This is a genomic window from Perlabentimonas gracilis (genome assembly GCF_011174675.1).
In the GTDB taxonomy this organism is placed as follows: domain Bacteria; phylum Bacteroidota; class Bacteroidia; order Bacteroidales; family Tenuifilaceae; genus Perlabentimonas; species Perlabentimonas gracilis.
Map to the genome: position 1 here is coordinate 36557 of NZ_JAANIG010000027.1, position 21357 is coordinate 57913.

Genomic DNA, 21357 nt, shown 5'->3' on the forward strand with positions numbered 1-21357 from the left:
TTACACTTTTGTCCCACTCACAGTGATTGAGTATATGCCTATATCGCCATTGGTAAAACTATGAATCTCATTATCGTTAAGATAATTCCTAAGAATACTCTCAGGAATATCAATTTTTCGCTGCTTGTGAACATTAACATTTTCAAAGCCCGCCTGCCTAATGGCATCAAGGTACTCTTCAATTGGTAACGCTCCAGATACACATCCAGCGTACATCTCGGCATCGGCTTTCAGTTTTTCTGGTAAATCGCCCTTAACAACCACATCGGATACACAGAAATGCCCGCCCGGCTTTAGTACCCTTAATATCTCTGCAAAAGCCTTGTTTTTATCGGGAACAAGGTTAAGCACGCAGTTTGAAATTACCACATCGAACTGGTTGCCCCCAAGGGGCATCTGCTCAATATCGCCTTTAACAAAGGTGACGTTGCTGTAGCCAAGTTTTGTTACATTATCATTTGCCTTGGCAAGCATGGCCTCGGAGAAATCGAGCCCAACAACCCTACCCTTTTCACCCACAATTGCTCTTGCTACAAAGCAATCATTGCCTGCTCCGCTGCCCAAATCTAAAACGGCATCGCCCGTTTTAATGTTCGCAAACTCGGTTGGAATACCACAGCCCAAACCAAGGTCTGCATCGGGATTATGACCATCAATATTGTTGTACTCATCGCCAATCATGCTAAAGCCAAACCCATCGCAGCAACTAGAGGTGCCACAGCACGATATGTCGAGTTTGAGGTTGCTGCTTTGGGCTATCTTGTCGTACTTCTCTCGTACGGAAATTTTTATATCGTTAGGTTTCATGGCTATGCTTTAATTTCATCAGCATAAAATTTATGGAATCGCTCCTTGATCTGATCCCTGACCCTGCGGAACTCACTCCATATAAACTCATCGGTTCCGGTGGCGTGGCTGGGATCCTCAAAGCCAATGTGCAGGCGATGCTTAACCTTTCCAAAGAATGCGGGGCAGGTCTCGTTGGCATCATCGCAAACTGTGATCACGTAGTCCCACTCGTCGTTCAGGTACTCATCAACCATTTTTGGTGTGTGATGGCTAATGTCGATACCCACCTCGCTCATTACCTTAACCGCCCTGGGGTTTACCTGTGCGGCTGGCTGGGTTCCTGCGGAACGAACAGTAATTTCATTGTCGAATGATTGTAAAAATCCGTGAGCCATTTGGCTGCGGCAGCTATTGCCGGTGCAGAGAATTAGAATTTTCATGGTTGTAGTTTATTGTTTTAATAATAATTATTTGAGCACGATACGTTTTGCAAATCAATAGTAGAGAAGAACCCATTAAAAAGATTTAAAAATCTTTCAAGTTCGGTTGCGCATATGCAATAATTTATCTTTAGCCCATCAATAGTTCCGTTAATAAGCCCCAAGTCTCTCAACTCTTTTAGATGCTGTGATACGGTTGTTCGGCTCAAAGGCAAATGCTCAGAGATATCGCCCGAGATACAGGTTTTTGTTTCGGCCAAGTACTTTAGTATAGCTAGCCTTGCTGGGTGCGATATAACCCTTGCAAATTTTGCTAACTCCTGCAGCTCTTTGTCAAATTTTTCTGATTTATTCATCGTCTTTTAATAACTAATGCCGCAAACATACGACATTCAAGTGTGTAATAAAACTTCTTTACGTTAAAAAATTATTAAATTGATTGCATTAGTACATTTCTTTATCAGATAGCAGGGTAACCGTTAATTGCCAGAATGTAGGTTTGCTTAAGCCGTTTAACCGAGGTGCTAATATTTGTTCCAACAGCGGTAAGTAAAATCAATTTGTGAGTTCCATCATTGCTTGGTTTATATGCCACCATATCTTATAAACGCGCACATTCAATGGGTTTGAGCAGACCAAATATGTTCTCTTCCAAGGCATTGCTTTTGATAATTTAACAACTATCAAAACTCTTGAGTTTAATGCCCATTAATCATCTTCCCCAATAAACTTCAGCGCATTGTTCCCTCGCAGGTAGTTAGCAAGTTCAAGCAATCCATCGGAAAGGTACTTAACCTTGTAGCCCTGCGTTTTTAGGTATACCATGGCTATAATTGCACGGTCGTTGTGAGGGCAGGCGGTAACAATTAGCTTATCCTTGCTGATTTTATGCAGATTCTTAGGTAGTTCTGGTAAGGGAATGCTTATGGCAAAAGGCATATTCCACGATTTAAACTCCTCCTCAAAGCGAATATCAACCAGTTGAACTTCCCCTTTTTTGATAAGATCTGCCAGTTGGCTGCTTCTAATTTTCATCTCAATTCGTGCTTCATAATCGAAGTTGAGCAGGTAGTTTTCAATAGTTAGCTTCTGTCCCTTAGACGTAATGGACAAGCAGAAAAGCGTAAAAAATAGTATTAATGTTTTTAACTTCATGGCTAGCGTTGTTTAGGTTGATAAATACCAATTATTTAGAGTTTTATAATCTGTACTCAAATGAAAGCAGGATATGGTGCTGAAAATCTAAACTCGTATTCTCTGGACTCCATCCCTGATAGTTTATAGAAAGGTTAATGCCTTTTACCGGATTGTAGTGAATACCCGTGATGTAAGCATTACCGGTGCTGTCGAAGTACCAACCGTTTTGCTCACCGCTAAGTGAATTCGATTGTAAATTATCGTAACGGGCAAAGAGCTCAACTTTCTCGGCAACCCTTAAACTTCCGTAAATTGAAAACCCAAATAGGTTATGCTCGTTGATATTGAGATGATTCATGCGGTAGTTGTACTCGCCGCCAAGCCGAAATGCATTCTCGTGCTTATACCCTACGAATGCTGAAAGCAGCTGTTGGTCTGCTGGCTTGGCGGGGTTTTGCGAACTAGTAAAATCGTAAAAAAGTCGGGTTTGCAAACCTTCGATAGGATTAAAATTAAGCCCTGCCGCAAGTTTTACGTCACCGTATTGATCTTGGTCAAATCGAAAACCTTCACCGTTAGTTAGCGCCAAATCAAAACCAAACATCTTGTTAATTGTGAAGTAGGCAATAACGCCCAGGTCGGCACTTGGAATCCCGAAGTACTGATCCTGAAAAGTAGGGGCAAGGTAGCGGTAACCCCAAAATTTTTCCTGAGTGATGTAGTGGTTTTGAAGTATGCTTCCAGCTTGTATTTTTATAACTTCGTTAGGTTTCCACTCCAGCGAGGCAAACTTTAGGGTCATGGTGTGGTAGCTGCCCTCTTTGGATGAATTACTAACATTTAGCTCATTGCCAATTGGGTCGGTAATCTGAATTTGTCCTACCGTTGTGGGCCTCCCAGCATCGATAATAATTTTTCCGGCGAACTGCTCGCTATACTGATGTTCGTAGCCAAAATGTGCTCGTCCAAACCAAAATCCGTATTGCTTTTGTGCATTTTGGGTAGCGTTGTAATCGAAGTTACCAAAAACCTGCACAATGGGTTTACCTTTAGGTACTTTGCTATCTTTTGTTGTGGCAACGGGGGTTTTGGTTTCAGCTTGATAGCTGTTCCCCAAAACGGGTTCAAAACCATTGGCTTTCCATCCGGTTATCCCATCAACCATTTTCACAATATTGCCCTTGTACCCAATATCCTTTAGGATTTTCTCCATTTGGTTTATTCTATTGGTTTTGGTGCAGTAAATGTAAAGCGTTTTGTTGTGTTTAAGTTTTGCCAGCTTATCGCCCGCATCGTTGCTATATGCATCAATATTTACAGCATTAGCAATATGCCCAGCGTTAAACATTTCGGTGCTACGACCATCAACTATCACCGAGCGGCGCTTGCTGCGTTTCTCAATCATCGGCTTAAACTCGCTTGATGTTACCTCGGTTACGGTTTGCCCCATTGCTATGGATGAGAGCAGGAGAAAAATGGTAATGTTTAAAGCTACTTTCATTTTTTTTGATTTTGAACTATGCGAATTATTGGGGTTTATTTATCCTAAAGTATTCCTTATATAAGCATAAGCTGAGTTTAGCGTAAAGTAAAAAGATCTTTAAAGAATTCCTACCTATAAACTTGTTTGTAAGATATTTTAGTAAAAGATTTTGAAAACCATAATGATGGCAGCAATAAAAGAAGTGGAAGCAAAAATGATTTTAAGTTTTTTTGCATTAAACTTCACGGTCATTCGGGTTCCAACAAAAGCACCAATGACACCACTAACAGCAAGAGGTAACGCTATGGAGGCATCAAAATGGCCAGTGGTAAGATGCCCTAAAAATCCTGCCGAAGCAGTGAACATTACCAATGCGGTTGATGTACCCACGGCAATGTGCATTGGCACGCCAATAGCCAAAACCATTAGCGGCACAAGGAACGAACCCCCCCGAAATACCAACCATCCCCGAAATAAATCCGGTGACCAAAACAAATGGAATGGTAAGCAGCAGGTTAATCCTGTAGGCGTTTTCGCCTGATTTTAGTGTAATACAAAACCTATTATTCAGGTTCTTCTTCTCTTTAACGGGTTTAAGCATTAGAAACGATGCGATGGTGATAAAAACCGCAAAGACAATCTTTAGCACTTTCCCATCGAAATTTCCAGAAAAAAAGCCTCCCAGAAAAGCCGATAGGATGGTCATTGTTCCTATTAAAGCTATGAGTTTCCAATCGGTTATTCTTCGCTTTGCGAAGAAAAGGGTTGCTGTAAGCGACGAAATAACTAGGATAAACTGACCCGTAGTGGCTGATTGGTGCATTCCTATTCCCGAAAGGGCGAGAGCCAGAACGTAGAAGTTTCCACCTCCACGCCCTGTTGTTGTCATTACTGCAGCAAGCAAAAATATAATAACGGCCAATAACAGAATATCCATTGCCTAGCTGTTGATGTGTTTGTAAATTTTACCCGGAAGCAGGTTGGTCATAAGGTTGCTGTATCCTCCTTCAAGTATTTTCACCTGCTTAAACCCTTTGGCTTTAAGGTATGCAAACGCTATAACGCACCTTACCCCCGAAGAGCAGAATATGCCAATAAGCTTATCCTTTGGTATTTCGTTAATCCTTTTAGGAATTTCATTTAAAGGAATTTCAAGCACAGGTATATGTAGCTTTAGATGAAACTTTACTGTTTGCGTTTCTTCCGATGCGCGCACATCTAAAAAAACTGCTTCTTTTGATTTTAGGAAAGCATCTGGCTCAATTTTATGCTGTGCGGTTGCAAAAAAAATGAAATCCATCTCTTCAATTACATTTTCTAACTCATTCATATTAATTGTCTTTTAACTAAACTTTGGGTTGATATTGATAATTTGGTGTATGTAGAAGTGTTACTTAATAATCTTCATAAAGCACTCTGCTTGACACCCCGAGTGATCACTAGTGCTAATTCTTTGGGCACATTTAAAAAACTCGAACAGGCAGGGAATGTTAAGCTTGTAGTACACGCTGTTCTTATTCTTTTCGCCCACAACTATTTGGTATCGTTTCATTATATCGAGATGCTTTGACATGGTTGAAATATCAATGCCTACCATGTCAGCCAGTTCCGAAACTGTATGTGGCTCCTTGTTGATGACATCAAGTATAAAAAGCCGGGTAGGGTGCGATAGGGCTTTAAAAATGCCTGCTTCCTTTTGGTAAATATTGGTTATAACCGTCATGTGCACTTAGTTTTTAGTAAAACCTACTTGGTTAATTTGCCAAACAGGCAACAAACATAGTAAAAATTTTATAGATTATGGTTGCGTCATCCTAAAATTTTTATTCCCAATAATCCATTCCATCAGGTATCCGATGATAATAAACACAGCAAGAGTTATGAGCGAGCGTAGGAGGGAAAACTTTAGCCCAAGAAAACCAATTTCGAAGGTGAGCATTGGGATTTTTATGGTGGAGTAGGCACCTAGGTATATAAACACATTTTTAACCGAGCAGCCCTTTTTCCAGAGTAAATAGGCAAACGGAAACGTGCCGTATAGCGGTCCAGCCTGAAGCGTGGCCAAAACGATAACCAGCAACGTACCTTTTATTCCCGACTCGTGGCCAATATGTTTCTCAACCCTGTCGCGAGGAACCCAAACATCGAATAGTCCAATCAGAATAAACATCAAGGGCAGAAATAGCATCATCTCCACAAAGAAATCCCAGAAGTTTTTCGACACCTCTTTACCTATGGCAAAATCAAATAGCCACGAAAGTCCAATTAGTAATCCAAAGAGGATTACAAATGAGTATTTTAGTATGGGTTTAACTTTAAGTGGCATTTTTAACATCAATAGAATAATCCGATTATTAATGCACAAATTACGGCTCCAACTAAGCTTAATCCATTTCGGAGAAGGCTAACCCGCCAGCCAAAGTATTGCTTCTCAATTGGCAGAGTGAAAATTCCAACCATTAGCAGCGTGGTGATAAACATAGCCAAAACGGGGTACGAAACACCACTTTTAATTAGCACGCTAGCCAGGGGAAAGGCAATAAATCCGGGAATTAATGATAAAGAGCCAGTGATGCCTGCAATAATGTACCCCTCAACCCCTGAACTTTCGCCCATCCACAGCACTAATTTATCGTTGGGGACAAGGTATAAGAATATGCTAACCAAAATAAGTACATTGATAAGCGTTGGGAGCAGTTTAAGGAACATCATCAACCCACGCTTTAACCCATCCAGCGTTTTTTGCCTATTGGCAATTACCGAAATAGATATTGCAACTAGCGAGACGACGATTAGTAGTTTCATTCTAAACAAAATGAAGCATTAAACAGAAAACACAAAGGTATAAAACAGATGAATGTTTGTACCCTTGTGCTTTCAAAAATAACAATCGCTTACTACCACCCGTTTTTCTATGTTTAGGGATAGGGGGGCAATAAGCGATTATTGGACTATATCATTAACTAGTTGATATGACTTTGAATTATTTTTAGGTTCTTGGTTAAGTTCCCTTCAATATCTGCAAATGCTTTGAACTGGCCTTCAAGTTCAGCTCTGGCCTTATCAACAGCTTCGTACTTGGGCTTAAATTCCTCAATGACAGCCTCCAACTCAGCAATGCCTGGTATTTGAGGGATTTCTATTCCTAACCCTTTCATGGCGGGCTCTAGGAGTTTCATTGCAGCATTAGCAATGTAATCGGCTTTGGAGAGGGCGTCCTTAACAGAAAAACCAAATACCTTTTGGCTTAAAACCTTGTCTATCTCCTTAGTAACTTTACCAACTTGGTTTAATGCAGGCTCAATGGCCTTTATCCCCCCCTCAACGGGTGCAATAACTTTTGATACCTCAATTACCATATTTGCAGCTTTCACCACTTCGTTTGTGGTATTGTTAAAACCTTTAAATTGAGTTTCGGCTACATTCAGACTTTTGTTTAGTTCCCTTATCGCCGCCTCAATTGCCTTAAGCGCCTCAACATCTTTCACCTTATGAATGTTGTTCTCAAGGTCTCTTGCTGTTTTCTGGCCGCTAGTCATGGCGTTGTTTATGCTCTTCATTTTGTCGCTAGTGGAGTTAGAAACACTCTTCATCTTTGCTGTTGCGTTTTTTGCAGGTGTGATAAATGGTTTCTCGGCTTTATTAAAAGTTGACACACTTTTACTAACAGGAACCTTGGCCATAAAAACTGCCCTGTCCACACCAGCAGCAACAATTCCTATAACCGGTATTAAACTAATTGGTTTTAGAGCTGCGTTAGCGGTTCCCATAGTTTTGTCAATTTTCTTAAGAGAACTTGATATGTACGTAATTTTACCCATTACTTCATCGGCAGAGTTGGCGGCCTTGTTAACCGTATTCACGCTGCCCTGTATTTCATTGTATTCCCTTTGAGTGCTGGCAACATTTTTCTGAAACACAATAATCTCTTGGCGTATGGTAAGGCTATATATTCTAGCCTCGGTGTCTTTATAGTTGGGAACCCATTTCTGAGCGTTCTCATACATCTGCTTAACCTCAGCCAAGTTAACGTTAGGCTGTCGCTCGGCAGCTACGGCCTCTTGGTAGTAAGCCTCTGCAATAGTTGGTTTAATCTCCTCCTGCAGTCTTGCGGCTTCGGTATTGTCTTTGTCCCAGCCAACGGCCCAACCATACAGCTGCTCGGCGCGCAGCAACGAGGGGATATCGCCCTTTGATGTGTGTGCCTTTCCATCCTCGGTTAGTAGTTTCGACACTCTTTTTGAAGTATATACATACTCCTCATCGGCTCGTGCAGTATCGTTAAGTAGCGACTTTGCGTGGAAAAAAGCTTGGGCTGCAGGTATTACCTTCTCCCAGGTGTCGGCATCTTTAAATTTATCTCCATATGCAAATAGCTCGTTCTGGAAGTTTTTTAACGATTCTTGCCTTTTTTCAGTACCAGATTCGGTGTAGCGGTTGTGCCCTGTTGCAAAAATTGAGTTTGCGTTAGTAACCTCTTCTCTAGTTGTGCTTGCATGCAGTTTCTGTACAGCAAAATTATAGAAGACTGTATATGCGTATTCTTTTGCTTCTTCCTTATGGCTAGAGTAGTCGATGAATTTGGTTTCCCATTGCCACTTGTTTTTATGATGCTTTAAAGGCATATCAATTTTGGCGATGTTGCTGTAGATATCAACAAGCGTGCTGTAGATATGCAGTCTTCTTACTGCTTGGGCAGTATCCTTGGTGTTCTCGTACTGCTTTAGCTCAGCATGAATCTTCTGCATGGTGTTATCGAAGTTCTCGTACAGAAACTCCTTGGAGTTAGTATAGGCACGATCGGCAAGAACCCCTTGTGTAGCTAGGTATATTGCCTCAATTTCCATGTTGTCGCGGTATAGACTTCTTGCGTCTTGGTAGTATGTTCTCGACGGGGAACTGAGCTTGTTGTGTGCGCCACAACTTGTAAGCAGCGTAATAGCTATTAAAACTGCTAGGTTTGTTAACTTAATTTTTGTAGAGATTTTCATAGTTTAATTATGTTTAGATGGTTTAATATTCTTTTGTTTAAATCTAGGTTGCACCTAAGGCACCAGTTTGAAATTTTTTTCTGACAACCTGGATGAGAATAAATACTTGTAAATGTTTTCTAGGATTCCTTGAACGTTTAGGTTTGTTTTCTACATAAGGGTTTTGGTCGTTTCGGAGTAGTAAAACATTCTATGCCGTATGTATGTGGCTAGCTATAAAGTCAATCTAGATAGATTTGTTTGCCAATTTTTTTAGTTCATTAGCACCTAAAGGAAAGAGGCCCTTAGATTAAAATCTAAGAGCCCCTTCTGTAATGTTATTATTTCCTTGTTGGCTCTACATATCCTACATCGCCCCAAAAATCATCCCGCTAATGGTGGCCATAATTACAACTAGTACTAGGTAAACCACGGTTTTTTTAGTTCCCATTACACCACGGATTACCAGCAGGTTGGGTAGCGATAGCGATGGCCCGGCCAGTAGTAATGCCAGTGCAGGGCCTTTGCCCATACCCGATGCAATTAGCCCTTGTATTATTGGCACCTCCGTTAGCGTGGCAAAGTACATGAATGCACCCACAATTGATGCGAAGAAGTTTGCAAAAATTGAGTTGCCACCAACAAGGTTCGATATCCAATGGCTTGGAATAATGCCAGGTATATTGGTCTCGTCGTGGGTTGAGCCAAGTAAAAATCCTGCTACAATAACGCCCAATGCCAGTAATGGCATGATCTGCTTGGCAAAGTCCCATGAGGCTAGTGTCCATTCGCGATTCTCATCATCCCTTTTTAGCGTGATGATGCTAAGACCAGTAATGGCCACAAGCATAGGAACAAGTGGGCTTAGTGGTCCACCAATATATGTTGAAGCAAGCACACCTGATACGCCAGTGGCAACGGCTGCTGATATTACCCACCACCACTTAATCTTCAAAATTTTGATAAGCGAGTAAACCAAGCCTATACCGAAAATACTGGTGATGTACCACTTATTGCTCCATATAAAGTACCAGGCGCCGCTGGTTTCGTCGGCTGAGGGTTTGCCCCAGTTGGCGAATACCAAAATCAATACAAGGATAAAGAAATGGAAAGAGGTTTGCCACATGGGTCGAGTTTCGGGAGGGAGCTGAATGTTCATTTGCTCCTCCTTCTTAGCTTTTTCCTCCTTACGATAAATAAACGACATAATGCTACCAATAACTATGGCAAAAACCACTGCACCGATTATACGGGCAACTCCCATCTCGAACCCGAGGATTCGAGCGGTAAGAATTATTGCCAAAATATTAATGGCAGGCCCAGAGTATAGGAATGCCACAGCAGGCCCTAGGCCAGCACCACGCTTGTGAATGCTCGAGAAAAGGGGTAGAATGGTGCAGCTGCATACGGCCAGAATGGTTCCCGATACCGAAGCCACAGTGTAGGCTATCCATTTCTTAGCATTGGCACCAAAGTACTTTAGCACCGCCCCCTGACTTACAAATACCGAGATTACGCCCGCAATAAAGAATGCGGGAAGTAGGCATAGCACAACATGCTCCTGAGCGTACCACTTGGTTAAATCCAGGGTAGCATCCACCGCTGTGCGGAAACTAGCGCTATCAATAGGCATAAAGAATGCCAGGGCAAAGAAAAATACAATCCAGTATAGGATTTGAAGTTCTTTTTTAATTTCCATTGATTTTTTTTGATGCTAAACGCAAAATCGCAAAGACACAAATATTATTGCATTTAGCTGTGAAACTTAACGGGCTAGGTGAATACAATAATTGTGTAGTACAGCCCAACCCCAATAAACAGCACGGCAACCACCCGGCGAAACCAAAGCTCAAAGGTTTTTATCTTGTTGTAAACGCTACCTATACTAGAAACGCTGAAGGCCAATATCCACGAGAAGATAATTACTGGCAGCCCTGTTGCAATGGCAAAGACAAACGGTAGCAAGTAACCAGTTGTCGATGAAACCGACAGTGGAATTAGCCCACCAAAGTATAGCACTCCGCTATAGGGACAAAAGGCCAGGGCGAACACAATGCCGAGAAGCAATGCACCCCAATGGCTTCCCCCGCTGGCTTTTTCCTCGGCTTTAGCCGAGAGTTTTCCCGAGCCTTTAAGGTTTATTTTAATAAGATCGAGCATGAACACCCCAATTATAATGAGTAGTGGGCCAATAAACATCTCGCCATAGGTGCTAATAGCCTTTTGTATTTTAAAGATACTTGAGCCCTGCCTTAAAATTACTATCAGAATAGTTCCAAGCAATGTATAGGTTATTGCACGCCCAAGGGTGTATATTACACCGTTGATAAAAACCCTTCTTCTGTTCTGTACATCCTTGCTAATAAAGCCAATGGCCGAGATGTTGGTGGCCAAGGGGCAGGGGCTAATGGCGGTCATTAACCCCAACGCAAAGGCTGTAAGTATAGGGAACTGAGAGTTGTCTATTAGGTTTTGCAGAAGCTCCATGGGCTACAAGTGATTGTTTACCTCGTTAACAATTGTTTCCTTAAGCACATCGGGATTTCTAACTGCATTGGCAAATGCAGCGCTGGTTAGGTTTACGTGCTCGTTACCCGATACAATAATCAGGCTGCTGCCTGCTATCTCGTACTTTGTGGAAATGGCCTCGTTGGCTTTTTCTGTATAGTCGAGTTCAACAAATTGTACATCTGCGTTATCTGCAAAATTCTCAGAAATGGTTTGCCCTGCCACATCCTGAATAGCTAAGCAGGTTTTGCAGCGTTGCTTACTGTGAAAGTAGTAAACCATTACCTTTGCCGTTTCGGCAACTTCAGCCTTTGTAGTTTCTGTAGATTTTTTTTCGGTTGAGCCTCCGCAGCTTACCATAATCATTGCTATTAACGCAATCGATAGTACTAATGCAATTCTTTTCATTGTTTAGTTTTTTATTTGGTTAAACACTTTTGTAATTGCGAGTCTCGTAATCCTTTTTGAGGAAACGAAGAGATTGTTTGTTAAAAGATTGCTTCGCAAAGAGCGCTCGCAATGACGCTTTATTGCTTATTTTTTGTGATGATCTCCTTTAGCTCGCTAACGCCTGGTACCTTACCCGAGAAGATTACCTTCTCGTCGATTACCAATGCTGGTGTGCGCATTACGCCGTAGTTCATGATTGCTACAATGTCGTCAATCTTTGTAATATTGGCATCAATGCCAAGTTCGCTAACCGCATTTTGTGTGGCCTGTTCGAGTGTTTTACACTTTGGGCAGCCGGGACCTAGTACCTTTATTTCCATAATTTGAGTTAATTTTATTAATAATATGAATATCGATTGAAGATTAACGATTTTAGATTTATGAAGTATTCGTTACTTCCAAAATCAAAAATCATCAATCCTTGTTCATCATTCAAAAAACTCACCCATCATCCGCTTTGCTTCTTCCCATCCCTCTTTGCGAATGCAGTACTTAATTTTGGGCGGATTAAACTCGCCTTGTATCAATCCTGCCTCTTTAAGCTCGCTTAAGTGCTGCGATAGCGTGCTACGGGCAATGGGAAGGTCGTTGGTTATATCGCCGCTGTAACAGCAGCTTTGCTTCGAGAGAATTTCCATTATTGAAACCCTTGCCGGATGACTCAACGCTTTGGCGTAACGGGCTAGGGCTATTTGTCTATCGGTATAGTTTGGCTTTGTCATAGATGATAAGTTATAATATTTCGCAATATTACGAAATGTTTTTATTTCGGCGAAATACGAAATGATTTTTTTAGATTTTTAAATCATTTGAACTAATGTTGGTGTTTAGGGTTAACTATTAAAATATTTATATAATGAAAAGTTGGAACGACCTACAATACGCCAAACAGCGAATTTTAAGCCATAGGCAAATTGCCAATGGTGCGTATATTCTCTCTTTTAAAAGGAATTTTGATTTTAAAGCGGGGCAAGTAATTGGGCTTGGGATTAACAAGGAGATTGCCCCAAGGTTATACAGCATTGCCAGTGCAGAGAAGGCCGAGATGGTTGATATCCTTTATGCCGAGAAATCGGGGGGAGAGCTATCACCTGCCTTGCCGCTTTTTCGATCTGGCGATGAGATTTTGGTTTCGGAACCATTTGGAACGTTCACGCAGTTCTCCGATGACGCTGTTTATGTTGCTGCGGGTACGGGCATTGCACCGTTTATGTCCAGAATTCTTTCGGAGAAAGGGAATAACCCTACGCTAATTCACGGTGTTAGCTACCCCGAGTACTTTTACTATAGCGATTACCTAACCCAAAAGCTTGGTCGTAATTATATCCAGTGCTGCTCCCGCTGCCCTGCCGACGATTACTTTCAGGGGAGGGTAACCGACTACTTAAAGCAGTGGCAAAACCTCGATACCACCAAAAAGTATTACCTTTGCGGCAGCGCCGAGATGGTTGTTGATACCCGCGATGTGTTGATATCTAGGGGAGTGCCATTTGGGAGTATCAATGCGGAGATTTACTTTTAATTGTAACGCAAAAACGCAAAGGCGCGAAGCAATAGGTTTAGAATCTCAACTTAATTTGTAAATTAAATTTGCGCATTAGCGCCTTAGCGTTTAAGATATGCCAAAACCCCCTCTTCTCGGACTAACCCTTTCGCAGCTAACCGACTTGGTGCTGGTCGAAGGCTTACCCAAATTCACTGCAAAGCAGATAGCCCACTGGCTATACAAAAAGGATATCGAGAGTATCGACCAGATGACCAATCTGTCGCTCGATGCTAGGCGCAAACTGAGCGAGAAGTATCGTATAGGTTTGGTAAAACCAAAAAAAGTGGCAGCGTCGGTCGATGGAACAAAAAAATATCTGTTTACCACCGAGTCGCTTAAGTTTGTTGAGGCGGCATATATTCCCGATGCAGACAGGGCTACGCTTTGCGTATCGTCGCAGGTGGGCTGCAAAATGGGCTGCCTGTTCTGCATGACTGGCAAGCAGGGCTTTCAGGGAAACCTGTCGGCAGGCGAAATTGTGAACCAACTCCGTAGCATCCCCGAGTGGCAAGGGATTACCAACATTGTGTACATGGGTATGGGCGAACCCTTCGATAATCTCGATAATGTGCTGGCATCGCTCGAAATTCTCACATCCGATTGGGGAATGGCCATGAGCCCACGCCGTATTACCGTTTCTACCATTGGCGTTAAGCCAGCTATGATTACGTTCCTTGAGCACAGCCAGTGCCACTTGGCCGTGAGCCTGCACACCCCATTCGACGATGAGCGCCGGGCGCTCATGCCCATACAAAATGTTTACCCCATTCAAGAGGTGGTTGATGAGATTCGGAATTACGATTTCTCGGGACAGCGACGCGTTTCGTTCGAGTACATTATGTTCGATGGGGTAAACGATACCCCACGCCACGTAAAGGAGCTAACAAGGTTGCTTAGTAACCTTAATTGTAGGGTAAACCTAATTCGTTTTCATCCCATCCCCGATAGCCCGCTCCGAGGATCTTCGGATGAAAAAATTCTTGCATTCCGAGATGCTCTAACAGCCAAAGGATTATTTACTACTATCCGGGCATCCCGAGGCGAGGATATTCAGGCGGCATGTGGACTGCTTTCCACCAAGGAGCTGTTAAATCAGAAGAAGTAATTACCTCGATGCCTATTGGCACAGCCTTTGCCTTGGGTTCATGGTTTTTCACTATTATTTGCTAACTTGCCATCATTAATACACCATTGCGATATGAAAACGAGTAGCCTAACACTTGTCCTTATGCTCATATTTAGCATAGCCAATTCTCAGCAAACTAGCTATACCGCCACCGAGGCCAACTCCTTTGCGTTGAGTATGTACAAACAGTTTGCACAGGCCGATAACGACAATGTTTTTTTCTCTCCCATTAGCATTAGTATGGCCCTAGGGATGACCTACGCCGGAGCCGATGGCGAAACCAAAAAGCAAATATCCGAGGTGCTTAACTTCCCATACAACGATAAGAATTTTCACGCCCAAATGGGCCAACTTCAAAGCAATTTGTTAGATAAGCAATCGGAGGGCGTTGATATTGCCCTGGCCAACCAGCTGTGGGCCGAAAATAGCTACCGTTTTAAATGCCGATACCTACGTACCACACAAAAATTGTATAACTCCCCAGTAAAAAGGCTCGATTTCAGCGGAAACCCTAATGCAAGTCGTATTGAAATTAACCAGTGGGTTGAGGAGCTAACCCGCGATAGAATAAAGGACTTGCTGCCCGATGGATCCATATCGAGCCTAACCAAAATGGTTCTTACCAACGCCATATACTTCAAGGGACAGTGGGATAAAAAGTTCGAAGCGGAGAATACCCGCGACGATATCTTTACCACGTTAGAGGGTAAGCAGGTGAAAACCCCTATGATGAATGCCAAGGAGAAATTCAACGTATATCAGGGTGATGGTATAAGTCTGCTTGAGCTTCCATACCAAGGCAACGACTTCTCAATGCTTGTGTTGCTGCCAAACGAGGACAGATCGATTGGCGAGATTGAAAGAGGACTGAGCGTCGATAATTTGAACGAATACATCAGCAAGCTCTCGGAGAAGGAGGTGCAGCTTATGTTTCCCAAATTTAAGTTCGATGCCGAGTACCAGCTTAAACCCGTACTATCGGATATGGGGATGCCAATAGCCTTTAGCAATGCAGCTAATCTTTCTAGGATGTCGAGAAGTAACGATTTGAAGATTGACGAGGTGTTTCACAAAGCCTTTGTTGAGGTATCGGAAGAGGGAACCGAGGCTGCTGCTGCAACAGCAGTAGTTATTGTACTCAAGTCGATTACGATGCCCGTAGAGTTTTTTGCCAATAGACCCTTTATCTTTATAATCCGCGAGAATAAGGATGGTAATATCCTATTCATGGGGCGAGTTACAAATCCAAATATTTAGCACAGGCAGTGAGCAAACATATTGCGAACCTTATTAGCCAGGGCGAGCATCAGCAGCTCGATTTTAAGCATTCCATTTCCGACTCAAAAAAGATAGCCCGTTCGCTGGCCGCCTTTGCCAATACCGCAGGCGGTACGCTGCTGATTGGGGTTAAGGACAATGGCAATGTGTCGGGCGTAAACTCCGACGAGGAGTTCTATATGCTAGAGGGCGCTGCCCAAATGTACTGCAAACCCGAGGTTAAGTTTAAAATTACCCATTGGGAAATTAACGGAAAAATTGTGCTAGAGGTTTACGTTAAGCACGATCCAAAAAATTTATACAAAGCACCCGATAAAGGCGGGAAATGGAAAGCCTACTTTAGACTCGACGACGAGAATATGGTGGCCACACCACTACAGGTGAAAATATGGAAAGCTATCCGCTACCGAAAAGCCGTTCAGCTTTCATTAACTGCACAGGACAATACTTTGCTCGATTTTATTAGAACCAAGCAAATGGTTACTGTTGAGCAGTGTGGCCGCGCCGCTTTCATGTCGTACGCCGAGGCTGAGAAAAGGCTTGTAAATTTGGTTGTTTTGGGAGTTGTCGATTTTAAATCGACCCACGAAGGCGATTTTTTTGAGGTTACAAAAGAGGTTGATTGAAACGATTAGCCTTCTGCAATTTCCATCCCTCCCCCTCTTTTTAACGTTAATACTCAAAATTGCAAAGAAGAATAAATGTAAACAAACGCCCACTCCCTACCCAACTTCATCATTTTACATTTTACATTCTTCATTCAAAGAATCTCACGCCAACCTACCAAAAAGATAGCAGGCAGGCCTGCCAAAAATCTAACGCCAAATCGCTAACCTGCCAAAAAAAAGGCAGGCAGGGCCGCAAAGAAAGATAACTATTCGCCATCGCCCACTCTCCACCCAAAACTTTCGACTTTCTGACTTTCGACTTTCGACTTCCCAATATGCATAAGCAACAGCAAGCCCTCGCCGCAAGCAAGCAAAAAATCCTCTGTGTTAAAAACTTACAACGCTAAGGCACTAAGCCGCAAAGAAAGATAACTATTCGCCATCGCCCACTCACTCCCCAAGACTTTTGACTTTCTGACTTTCGACTTTCTGACTTCCCAATATGCATAAGCAACAGCAAGCCCTCGCCGCAAGCAAGCAAAAAATCCTCTGTGTTAAAAATTTACGACGCTAAGACGCTAGGCCGCAAAGAAGAATAAATATTAACCATCGCCCACTCACTCCTCAAAACTTTTGACTTTCTGACTTTCGACTTTCTTACTTCCCAACAGCCATAAGTAGCATCAAGCAATATCCTTAAGCAAGCACAAAAACTAAGGTGTCCCCGCAAATTGTTGTAAAAGAATTAGAAAAGATTTTTTATGGCAAAGTAAATGAGTACTTTTGCACCCTTTTTCAGATTATCGTTAAGGGAACTAACGCATATTTAGTTAAGGACTCGTGAGGTTTTGGGATTTTACATTGCCTTTGATGCTGGGTTAAGGGTTAAACTGTCAGAAGCAATATCTTACCAAGCTTCTGTCTTCCAACTTTTGGTTCCATTAATTGCGATTATTATAGGTGTTCTACAGTATAATTAATAATAATATCACCATAATTTATGATTACAGTTTCCAACTTGGCCATTCAATTTGGCAAGAAATTTCTTTTTCAGGATGTAAACCTAAAGTTTTTACCGGGCAATTGCTACGGCATTATTGGGGCAAATGGGGCAGGAAAATCAACCCTCCTTCGTCTTATCTCGGGCGATTTAGACTCTACCCGTGGATCGATTAGCCTTGGCCCCGGCGAAAGGCTCTCGGTGCTAAAGCAGGATCACTTTGCATTCGATGAGGTTACTGTGCTTAACGCCGTGCTTATGGGGCATACTGTGCTTTGGGATATAATGCAGCAAAAGGATGCTATATATGCCAAGCCCGATTTTAATGACCAGGATGGAATTAAGGCCGCCGAGTTGGAAAGTAAGTTTGCCGAAATGGATGGTTGGAACGCCGAGAGCGATGCCGCTTCGCTGCTAAGCGGTTTGGGTATTAAGGAAAACCAGCACTACAAGCTCATGAAGGAGCTCAGCGGTAAGGAGAAGGTCCGTGTGCTGCTAGCACAGGCACTTTTTGGTAAACCCGATAATCTTCTGCTCGATGAGCCCACCAACGACCTGGATCTTGAGACCGTGCGCTGGCTCGAGAACTACCTGTCGAATTTCGAGAACACGGTTCTGGTAGTTTCGCACGATAGGCACTTTTTAGATTCGGTTTGTACACATACTGTTGATATCGATTTTGGTAAGATTAAGCAGTTTGCCGGTAACTACAGCTTCTGGTACGAGTCGAGCCAGCTGGCTCTTCGCCAACAGCAGCAGCAGAACAAGAAGGCCGAGGAGAAGAAGGCCGAGCTTCTTCAGTTTATTCAGCGTTTCAGCGCAAACGTGGCCAAATCGAAGCAAACCACCAGCCGCAAGAAAATGATTGAAAAGCTCAACTACGAGGAGATTGAACCATCGAACCGTAAGTATCCGGGCATCATTTTTACTCCCGAGCGCGATCCGGGCAATAAGATTCTAGAGGTGAAAAACCTAACCAAAAGCGTAAACGGGGAGGTACTTTTTAAAAATTTGAGCTTTACCGTTGAGAAGGATGAGAAGATTGTGTTCCTCTCGCGCGATCACCGGCGAATGACAGCATTTTTCGATATCATAAATGGAGTTTCAAGAGCCGACTCTGGAACCTATGAGTGGGGCCAAACCATCGCGAACTCTTACTTACCGCTCGATAACTCAAAGTTTTTTAAAAAGGGGATGAGGCTGGTAGATTGGCTGGGACAGTTCTCGGAGGATACCAGCGAAGCCTTTCTGCGTGGGTATCTGGGCAAAATGCTCTTCTCGGGCGAGGAGATTTACAAGGATTCCACAGTGCTATCGGGTGGTGAGAAGCAGCGTTGCATGATAGCCCGTATGATGCTTATTAACGCCAACGTGCTGGTGGTGGATACGCCCACAAACCATCTCGACCTCGAGTCCATTCAGGCATTTAACAATACGCTAACGCGTTTTAAGGGGAATATCCTTTTGGCCTCGCATGACCATGAGTTTATTCAAACCGTTGCCAATCGAATAATTGAGATTACACCAAACGGTATAATTGATAAGATTATGGAGTACGACGATTACATAGCCGATGATAAAATTAAGGAGCTGCAAAACTCGTTGTACAGGTAGCACTTTTTCAGAACATTAAGTGGTAAATACAAAGCAAGGCGCAGCTGAAGCTGCGCCTTGCTCTGTACTGTTGCGTTGACAATTGGTTATAAGTCAATTATCTGCCCATTAGCAATTCTGAAAACATTCCAGGTTTTGCCCTGGTGGTTCTGCGGAACCTGATAGGTTTTTAGCAACCTGTTGTTGCCATACACCCTAACCGTTGCCTTCGACTGGGAAAGTGGAACTGCCGAGCTGCTTACATGATGCGAGTAGTTATGCACCGAGTAGATGTATTCACCGTTTGAGTCGATTCGCTCCACGGTAATAGTCTCAGGCCCATAGCCATCCATATCGTCCCTGTCGAGCATACCCGTTCCATCGGCTAGTACACGAGTGTTTCGGTAGCTTATGTGGTACTGGTTCGATTTCACGAAGTGAGCATCCAGGTCGTTTGGCCTTTGATCCCAATCGAGCACCACCCTAAACTGGTCGATATTCATGATGGGTGAAACCGAGAACCGGTTGAAGAATATGGTTTCCACAATCACCTCAACGTTAAACACCGCCGAGATAAACTTGTCCTTTTTGAATAGCACCCGCATCATGCCGTCGGGCTGACGGGGAAAAGTGATTTTCCCCTCCTCATCGGTGGTGAATTCGCCTAGGTTTTCAACCAGAATGGTTGCATTGGGCACAGGGTCGCCAGTTACAGCATTGGCAAACCGGAGCGTGAAAATATCCTCCTCTATTTCGAGCAGAACATCATCAAACTTATTCTTCATCTGCTCAAACTGAGCAACAGAAGGTAACGATACGAACAGACCTGCTAATGATACTAGCAGTGAGAACAAAAATCTTTTCATAGGAATTGGGTTAGTGTTTACACAATTATTAGTGTGCAAAAATTTTATTTTTGAAAAACTAACCCAAAATAACTCCCACAATGGTTGCCGATATTAGCGAGGCCAGTGTGCCGCCAAGAAGTGCTCTCATACCGTAACGCGATAGAAGAACCCGCTTGCCCGGGGCTAGCGAGCCAATCCCTCCAATTTGTATGCCAATGGAGGCAAAGTTGGCAAATCCGCAAAGCATATAGGTGGCCATAATTATCGATTTCTCGCTGGCGAAAGCCCCTGCTGCCTTTAATTCAGCTAAGCTAACATATCCAATGAATTCGGTCATGATTAGCTTTTCGCCAAGCAACCGACCAAGCAGGGTTATATCTTCCTTGGCAACACCAATTAGCCACATTACAGGGGCAAACGTATAGCCAAGGATAAATTCAAGGGATAACGAATTGTACTGCCCCTTAGTAAAAGCGGCAATGGAATCGTTCAGGTTGGTCCAGTCGCCAATTTTTTGTACAATAAAATTGAACATGGCGATAAAGGCTATAAAAACCAGCAGCATGGCTGCAACGTTAACGGCTAACTTAAGGCCTTCGCTGGTTCCGTTCGAAATGGCATCGAGCACGTTATTCCCAATCTTCTCTTTAGGAACCTCAACGTCGGTGTTGATTTTCTGATCCTGAGGCACTAGTATCTTCGATAGTACTACCGCTCCAGGAGCAGCCATGATGGAGGCCGCCAAAAGGTGCTTGGCAAAAACCAGTCGTTGTACTGGGTCGTCGCCACCAAGGAAGCTAATGTATGCTGCAAGCACACCCCCTGCCAGGGTTGCCATTCCGCCAGTCATCACCAGAAGAATCTCCGAGTTGGTCATCTTCTCAAGGTAGGCCTTAATCATCAGAGGCGATTCGGTTTGGCCTAGGAAGATGTTTCCAGCAACCGATAAACTCTCGGCTCCTGAAAGCCTCATGGCCTTGGTCATAACCCAAGCCAAAGCCCAAACTACTTTTTGGATTATACCTAGGTAGAATAGCAGGCTGGTAAGTGCCGAGAAAAAGATGATGGTTGGTAGCACCTGAAAGGCGAAGACAAATCCAAAGGTGTTAACATCCAAAAAGCCGGGGAATAGGAACTCGGTTCCAGCTTTGGAGAAATCGAGGATTTTTACAAAGAACTTTCCGGCAAAATCGAAAAACATTTGAACTGGTGGGAACTGAAGTATGGCAATGGCTAGTAGGATTTGAATACCTAGCCCAATGCCCACAACTCGCCATGACACCGCCTTTCGGTTTGCGCTAAAAAGGTAGGCTATGCCAATAATAACCAGCATACCCAGCAAGCCTCTAAGTAGCGATACGAAGCTAAATGAGAATGTTTTCCTTTCCATAAGGATTTGATTCATCTCTTGACCATCATTTGCTTCGGAGGCTTCAACCGGTTGGCTGTTGGCTATTGTTTCAATGGTCGCGGTGTCTTGCGGCAAGGTGGTGTCGTCCTGCTTTTCGGATGCCACTACGATCATTCCAGTTAGCACAATGCCAATGGAAAGACCAAAAAGAATTTTCTTTATCATTTTAT

General features: G+C 43.1%; 25 protein-coding genes. 5 read left to right on the forward strand and 20 right to left on the reverse strand.

From position 1 onward, the window contains the following. The 18 genes from arsM to G8O23_RS12045 form a co-directional block, all read right to left on the reverse strand. Positions 1 to 807: an arsenite methyltransferase gene (gene arsM / locus G8O23_RS11965; RefSeq protein ID WP_166365116.1), complete on the reverse strand. Its 807-nt coding sequence runs from the start codon at positions 805 to 807 to the stop codon at positions 1 to 3. 2 nt (positions 808 to 809) lie between these two features. Then, entirely contained in the window at positions 810 to 1229 is a 420-nt protein-coding gene (locus G8O23_RS11970) for an arsenate reductase ArsC (protein ID WP_166365118.1), read from the reverse strand. Between the two features lie 17 nt (positions 1230 to 1246). Beyond that, positions 1247 to 1585 carry an ArsR/SmtB family transcription factor gene (locus tag G8O23_RS11975; protein WP_166365120.1) on the reverse strand — a complete coding sequence of 113 codons (339 nt, stop codon included), beginning with the start codon at positions 1583 to 1585 and terminating at the stop codon, positions 1247 to 1249. A 104-nt stretch (positions 1586 to 1689) separates the two neighbouring features. Then, positions 1690 to 1827, reverse strand: a complete 138-nt coding sequence (locus G8O23_RS11980; RefSeq protein WP_166365122.1) for a hypothetical protein — start codon at positions 1825 to 1827, stop codon at positions 1690 to 1692. A gap of 110 nt (positions 1828 to 1937) precedes the next feature. Then, complete coding sequence (locus G8O23_RS11985; RefSeq protein WP_166365124.1) at positions 1938 to 2384, reverse strand: rhodanese-like domain-containing protein; 447 nt, start codon at positions 2382 to 2384, stop codon at positions 1938 to 1940. 43 nt (positions 2385 to 2427) lie between these two features. Further along, complete coding sequence (locus tag G8O23_RS11990; protein WP_166365126.1) at positions 2428 to 3867, reverse strand: rhodanese-like domain-containing protein; 1440 nt, start codon at positions 3865 to 3867, stop codon at positions 2428 to 2430. 138 nt (positions 3868 to 4005) lie between these two features. After that, positions 4006 to 4275 (reverse strand): TSUP family transporter, encoded by a 270-nt coding sequence (locus G8O23_RS17710; RefSeq protein ID WP_394351922.1) that lies wholly within the window; start codon positions 4273 to 4275, stop codon positions 4006 to 4008. Further along, positions 4163 to 4786: a sulfite exporter TauE/SafE family protein gene (locus tag G8O23_RS11995; protein ID WP_219932504.1), complete on the reverse strand. Its 624-nt coding sequence runs from the start codon at positions 4784 to 4786 to the stop codon at positions 4163 to 4165. Before G8O23_RS11995 ends, G8O23_RS17710 begins: the two co-directional genes overlap by 113 nt. A 3-nt stretch (positions 4787 to 4789) precedes the next feature. Further along, complete coding sequence (locus G8O23_RS12000; RefSeq protein ID WP_166365128.1) at positions 4790 to 5179, reverse strand: rhodanese-like domain-containing protein; 390 nt, start codon at positions 5177 to 5179, stop codon at positions 4790 to 4792. 60 nt (positions 5180 to 5239) lie between these two features. Next, positions 5240 to 5572 carry an ArsR/SmtB family transcription factor gene (locus G8O23_RS12005; RefSeq protein ID WP_166365130.1) on the reverse strand — a complete coding sequence of 111 codons (333 nt, stop codon included), beginning with the start codon at positions 5570 to 5572 and terminating at the stop codon, positions 5240 to 5242. A 75-nt stretch (positions 5573 to 5647) separates the two neighbouring features. Continuing rightward, the gene (locus G8O23_RS12010) at positions 5648 to 6175 is read right to left on the reverse strand and encodes a permease (RefSeq protein ID WP_166365132.1); all 528 of its coding nucleotides are present in this window, start codon (positions 6173 to 6175) and stop codon (positions 5648 to 5650) included. An 8-nt stretch (positions 6176 to 6183) separates the two neighbouring features. Further along, a complete protein-coding gene (locus G8O23_RS12015) occupies positions 6184 to 6654 on the reverse strand; it encodes a hypothetical protein (protein WP_166365134.1) in 471 nt (156 codons plus the stop codon). Positions 6655 to 6812: 158 nt separating this feature from the next. Next, positions 6813 to 8840: a hypothetical protein gene (locus G8O23_RS12020; RefSeq protein WP_166365136.1), complete on the reverse strand. Its 2028-nt coding sequence runs from the start codon at positions 8838 to 8840 to the stop codon at positions 6813 to 6815. A 346-nt stretch (positions 8841 to 9186) separates the two neighbouring features. Then, positions 9187 to 10518: a permease gene (locus G8O23_RS12025; RefSeq protein ID WP_166365138.1), complete on the reverse strand. Its 1332-nt coding sequence runs from the start codon at positions 10516 to 10518 to the stop codon at positions 9187 to 9189. A gap of 74 nt (positions 10519 to 10592) precedes the next feature. After that, a complete protein-coding gene (locus G8O23_RS12030; RefSeq protein WP_166365140.1) occupies positions 10593 to 11306 on the reverse strand; it encodes an aromatic aminobenezylarsenical efflux permease ArsG family transporter in 714 nt (237 codons plus the stop codon). Between the two features lie 3 nt (positions 11307 to 11309). After that, positions 11310 to 11735 carry a nitrophenyl compound nitroreductase subunit ArsF family protein gene (locus G8O23_RS12035; RefSeq protein WP_166365142.1) on the reverse strand — a complete coding sequence of 142 codons (426 nt, stop codon included), beginning with the start codon at positions 11733 to 11735 and terminating at the stop codon, positions 11310 to 11312. Positions 11736 to 11854: 119 nt separating this feature from the next. After that, positions 11855 to 12097 carry a thioredoxin family protein gene (locus G8O23_RS12040; RefSeq protein ID WP_166365144.1) on the reverse strand — a complete coding sequence of 81 codons (243 nt, stop codon included), beginning with the start codon at positions 12095 to 12097 and terminating at the stop codon, positions 11855 to 11857. A 108-nt stretch (positions 12098 to 12205) separates the two neighbouring features. Beyond that, positions 12206 to 12499 carry an ArsR/SmtB family transcription factor gene (locus G8O23_RS12045; RefSeq protein WP_166365146.1) on the reverse strand — a complete coding sequence of 98 codons (294 nt, stop codon included), beginning with the start codon at positions 12497 to 12499 and terminating at the stop codon, positions 12206 to 12208. 134 nt (positions 12500 to 12633) lie between these two features. Here G8O23_RS12045 and G8O23_RS12050 point away from each other — a divergent pair, with 134 nt between their 5' ends. From G8O23_RS12050 to G8O23_RS12070, 5 genes are all read left to right on the forward strand, one after another. Then, positions 12634 to 13299, forward strand: a complete 666-nt coding sequence (locus G8O23_RS12050) for a ferredoxin--NADP reductase (protein ID WP_166365148.1) — start codon at positions 12634 to 12636, stop codon at positions 13297 to 13299. A 97-nt stretch (positions 13300 to 13396) separates the two neighbouring features. Then, entirely contained in the window at positions 13397 to 14428 is a 1032-nt protein-coding gene (gene rlmN, locus G8O23_RS12055; RefSeq protein WP_166365150.1) for a 23S rRNA (adenine(2503)-C(2))-methyltransferase RlmN, read from the forward strand. A 93-nt stretch (positions 14429 to 14521) separates the two neighbouring features. Then, positions 14522 to 15706 carry a serpin family protein gene (locus tag G8O23_RS12060; RefSeq protein WP_166365152.1) on the forward strand — a complete coding sequence of 395 codons (1185 nt, stop codon included), beginning with the start codon at positions 14522 to 14524 and terminating at the stop codon, positions 15704 to 15706. An 8-nt stretch (positions 15707 to 15714) separates the two neighbouring features. After that, a complete protein-coding gene (locus tag G8O23_RS12065) occupies positions 15715 to 16353 on the forward strand; it encodes an AlbA family DNA-binding domain-containing protein (protein WP_166365154.1) in 639 nt (212 codons plus the stop codon). A 982-nt stretch (positions 16354 to 17335) separates the two neighbouring features. After that, entirely contained in the window at positions 17336 to 18949 is a 1614-nt protein-coding gene (locus tag G8O23_RS12070; protein WP_166365156.1) for an ABC-F family ATP-binding cassette domain-containing protein, read from the forward strand. Positions 18950 to 19035: 86 nt separating this feature from the next. Here G8O23_RS12070 and G8O23_RS12075 read toward each other — a convergent pair whose 3' ends face one another. Both G8O23_RS12075 and G8O23_RS12080 read right to left on the reverse strand, forming a co-directional pair. After that, a complete protein-coding gene (locus G8O23_RS12075; protein ID WP_166365158.1) occupies positions 19036 to 19794 on the reverse strand; it encodes a carboxypeptidase-like regulatory domain-containing protein in 759 nt (252 codons plus the stop codon). A 58-nt stretch (positions 19795 to 19852) separates the two neighbouring features. Beyond that, positions 19853 to 21166, reverse strand: coding sequence for a NupC/NupG family nucleoside CNT transporter (locus G8O23_RS12080; RefSeq protein ID WP_219932505.1), 1314 nt, complete (start codon positions 21164 to 21166; stop codon positions 19853 to 19855). Positions 21167 to 21357 lie beyond the last annotated feature (191 nt).

What these genes read in the sequence shown, in the direction of transcription:
- arsM (WP_166365116.1), bottom strand. Translation starts at nt 807, where the DNA reads ATGAAACCTAACGATATAAAAATTTCCGTACGAGAGAAGTACGACAAG.
- G8O23_RS11970 (WP_166365118.1), bottom strand. Translation starts at nt 1,229, where the DNA reads ATGAAAATTCTAATTCTCTGCACCGGCAATAGCTGCCGCAGCCAAATG.
- G8O23_RS11975 (WP_166365120.1), bottom strand. Translation starts at nt 1,585, where the DNA reads ATGAATAAATCAGAAAAATTTGACAAAGAGCTGCAGGAGTTAGCAAAA.
- G8O23_RS11980 (WP_166365122.1), bottom strand. Translation starts at nt 1,827, where the DNA reads ATGGTGGCATATAAACCAAGCAATGATGGAACTCACAAATTGATTTTA.
- G8O23_RS11985 (WP_166365124.1), bottom strand. Translation starts at nt 2,384, where the DNA reads ATGAAGTTAAAAACATTAATACTATTTTTTACGCTTTTCTGCTTGTCC.
- G8O23_RS11990 (WP_166365126.1), bottom strand. Translation starts at nt 3,867, where the DNA reads ATGAAAGTAGCTTTAAACATTACCATTTTTCTCCTGCTCTCATCCATA.
- G8O23_RS17710 (WP_394351922.1), bottom strand. Translation starts at nt 4,275, where the DNA reads ATGGTTTTGGCTATTGGCGTGCCAATGCACATTGCCGTGGGTACATCA.
- G8O23_RS11995 (WP_219932504.1), bottom strand. Translation starts at nt 4,786, where the DNA reads ATGGATATTCTGTTATTGGCCGTTATTATATTTTTGCTTGCTGCAGTA.
- G8O23_RS12000 (WP_166365128.1), bottom strand. Translation starts at nt 5,179, where the DNA reads ATGAATGAGTTAGAAAATGTAATTGAAGAGATGGATTTCATTTTTTTT.
- G8O23_RS12005 (WP_166365130.1), bottom strand. Translation starts at nt 5,572, where the DNA reads ATGACGGTTATAACCAATATTTACCAAAAGGAAGCAGGCATTTTTAAA.
- G8O23_RS12010 (WP_166365132.1), bottom strand. Translation starts at nt 6,175, where the DNA reads ATGCCACTTAAAGTTAAACCCATACTAAAATACTCATTTGTAATCCTC.
- G8O23_RS12015 (WP_166365134.1), bottom strand. Translation starts at nt 6,654, where the DNA reads ATGAAACTACTAATCGTCGTCTCGCTAGTTGCAATATCTATTTCGGTA.
- G8O23_RS12020 (WP_166365136.1), bottom strand. Translation starts at nt 8,840, where the DNA reads ATGAAAATCTCTACAAAAATTAAGTTAACAAACCTAGCAGTTTTAATA.
- G8O23_RS12025 (WP_166365138.1), bottom strand. Translation starts at nt 10,518, where the DNA reads ATGGAAATTAAAAAAGAACTTCAAATCCTATACTGGATTGTATTTTTC.
- G8O23_RS12030 (WP_166365140.1), bottom strand. Translation starts at nt 11,306, where the DNA reads ATGGAGCTTCTGCAAAACCTAATAGACAACTCTCAGTTCCCTATACTT.
- G8O23_RS12035 (WP_166365142.1), bottom strand. Translation starts at nt 11,735, where the DNA reads ATGAAAAGAATTGCATTAGTACTATCGATTGCGTTAATAGCAATGATT.
- G8O23_RS12040 (WP_166365144.1), bottom strand. Translation starts at nt 12,097, where the DNA reads ATGGAAATAAAGGTACTAGGTCCCGGCTGCCCAAAGTGTAAAACACTC.
- G8O23_RS12045 (WP_166365146.1), bottom strand. Translation starts at nt 12,499, where the DNA reads ATGACAAAGCCAAACTATACCGATAGACAAATAGCCCTAGCCCGTTAC.
- G8O23_RS12050 (WP_166365148.1), top strand. Translation starts at nt 12,634, where the DNA reads ATGAAAAGTTGGAACGACCTACAATACGCCAAACAGCGAATTTTAAGC.
- rlmN (WP_166365150.1), top strand. Translation starts at nt 13,397, where the DNA reads ATGCCAAAACCCCCTCTTCTCGGACTAACCCTTTCGCAGCTAACCGAC.
- G8O23_RS12060 (WP_166365152.1), top strand. Translation starts at nt 14,522, where the DNA reads ATGAAAACGAGTAGCCTAACACTTGTCCTTATGCTCATATTTAGCATA.
- G8O23_RS12070 (WP_166365156.1), top strand. Translation starts at nt 17,336, where the DNA reads ATGATTACAGTTTCCAACTTGGCCATTCAATTTGGCAAGAAATTTCTT.
- G8O23_RS12075 (WP_166365158.1), bottom strand. Translation starts at nt 19,794, where the DNA reads ATGAAAAGATTTTTGTTCTCACTGCTAGTATCATTAGCAGGTCTGTTC.
- G8O23_RS12080 (WP_219932505.1), bottom strand. Translation starts at nt 21,166, where the DNA reads ATGGAAAGGAAAACATTCTCATTTAGCTTCGTATCGCTACTTAGAGGC.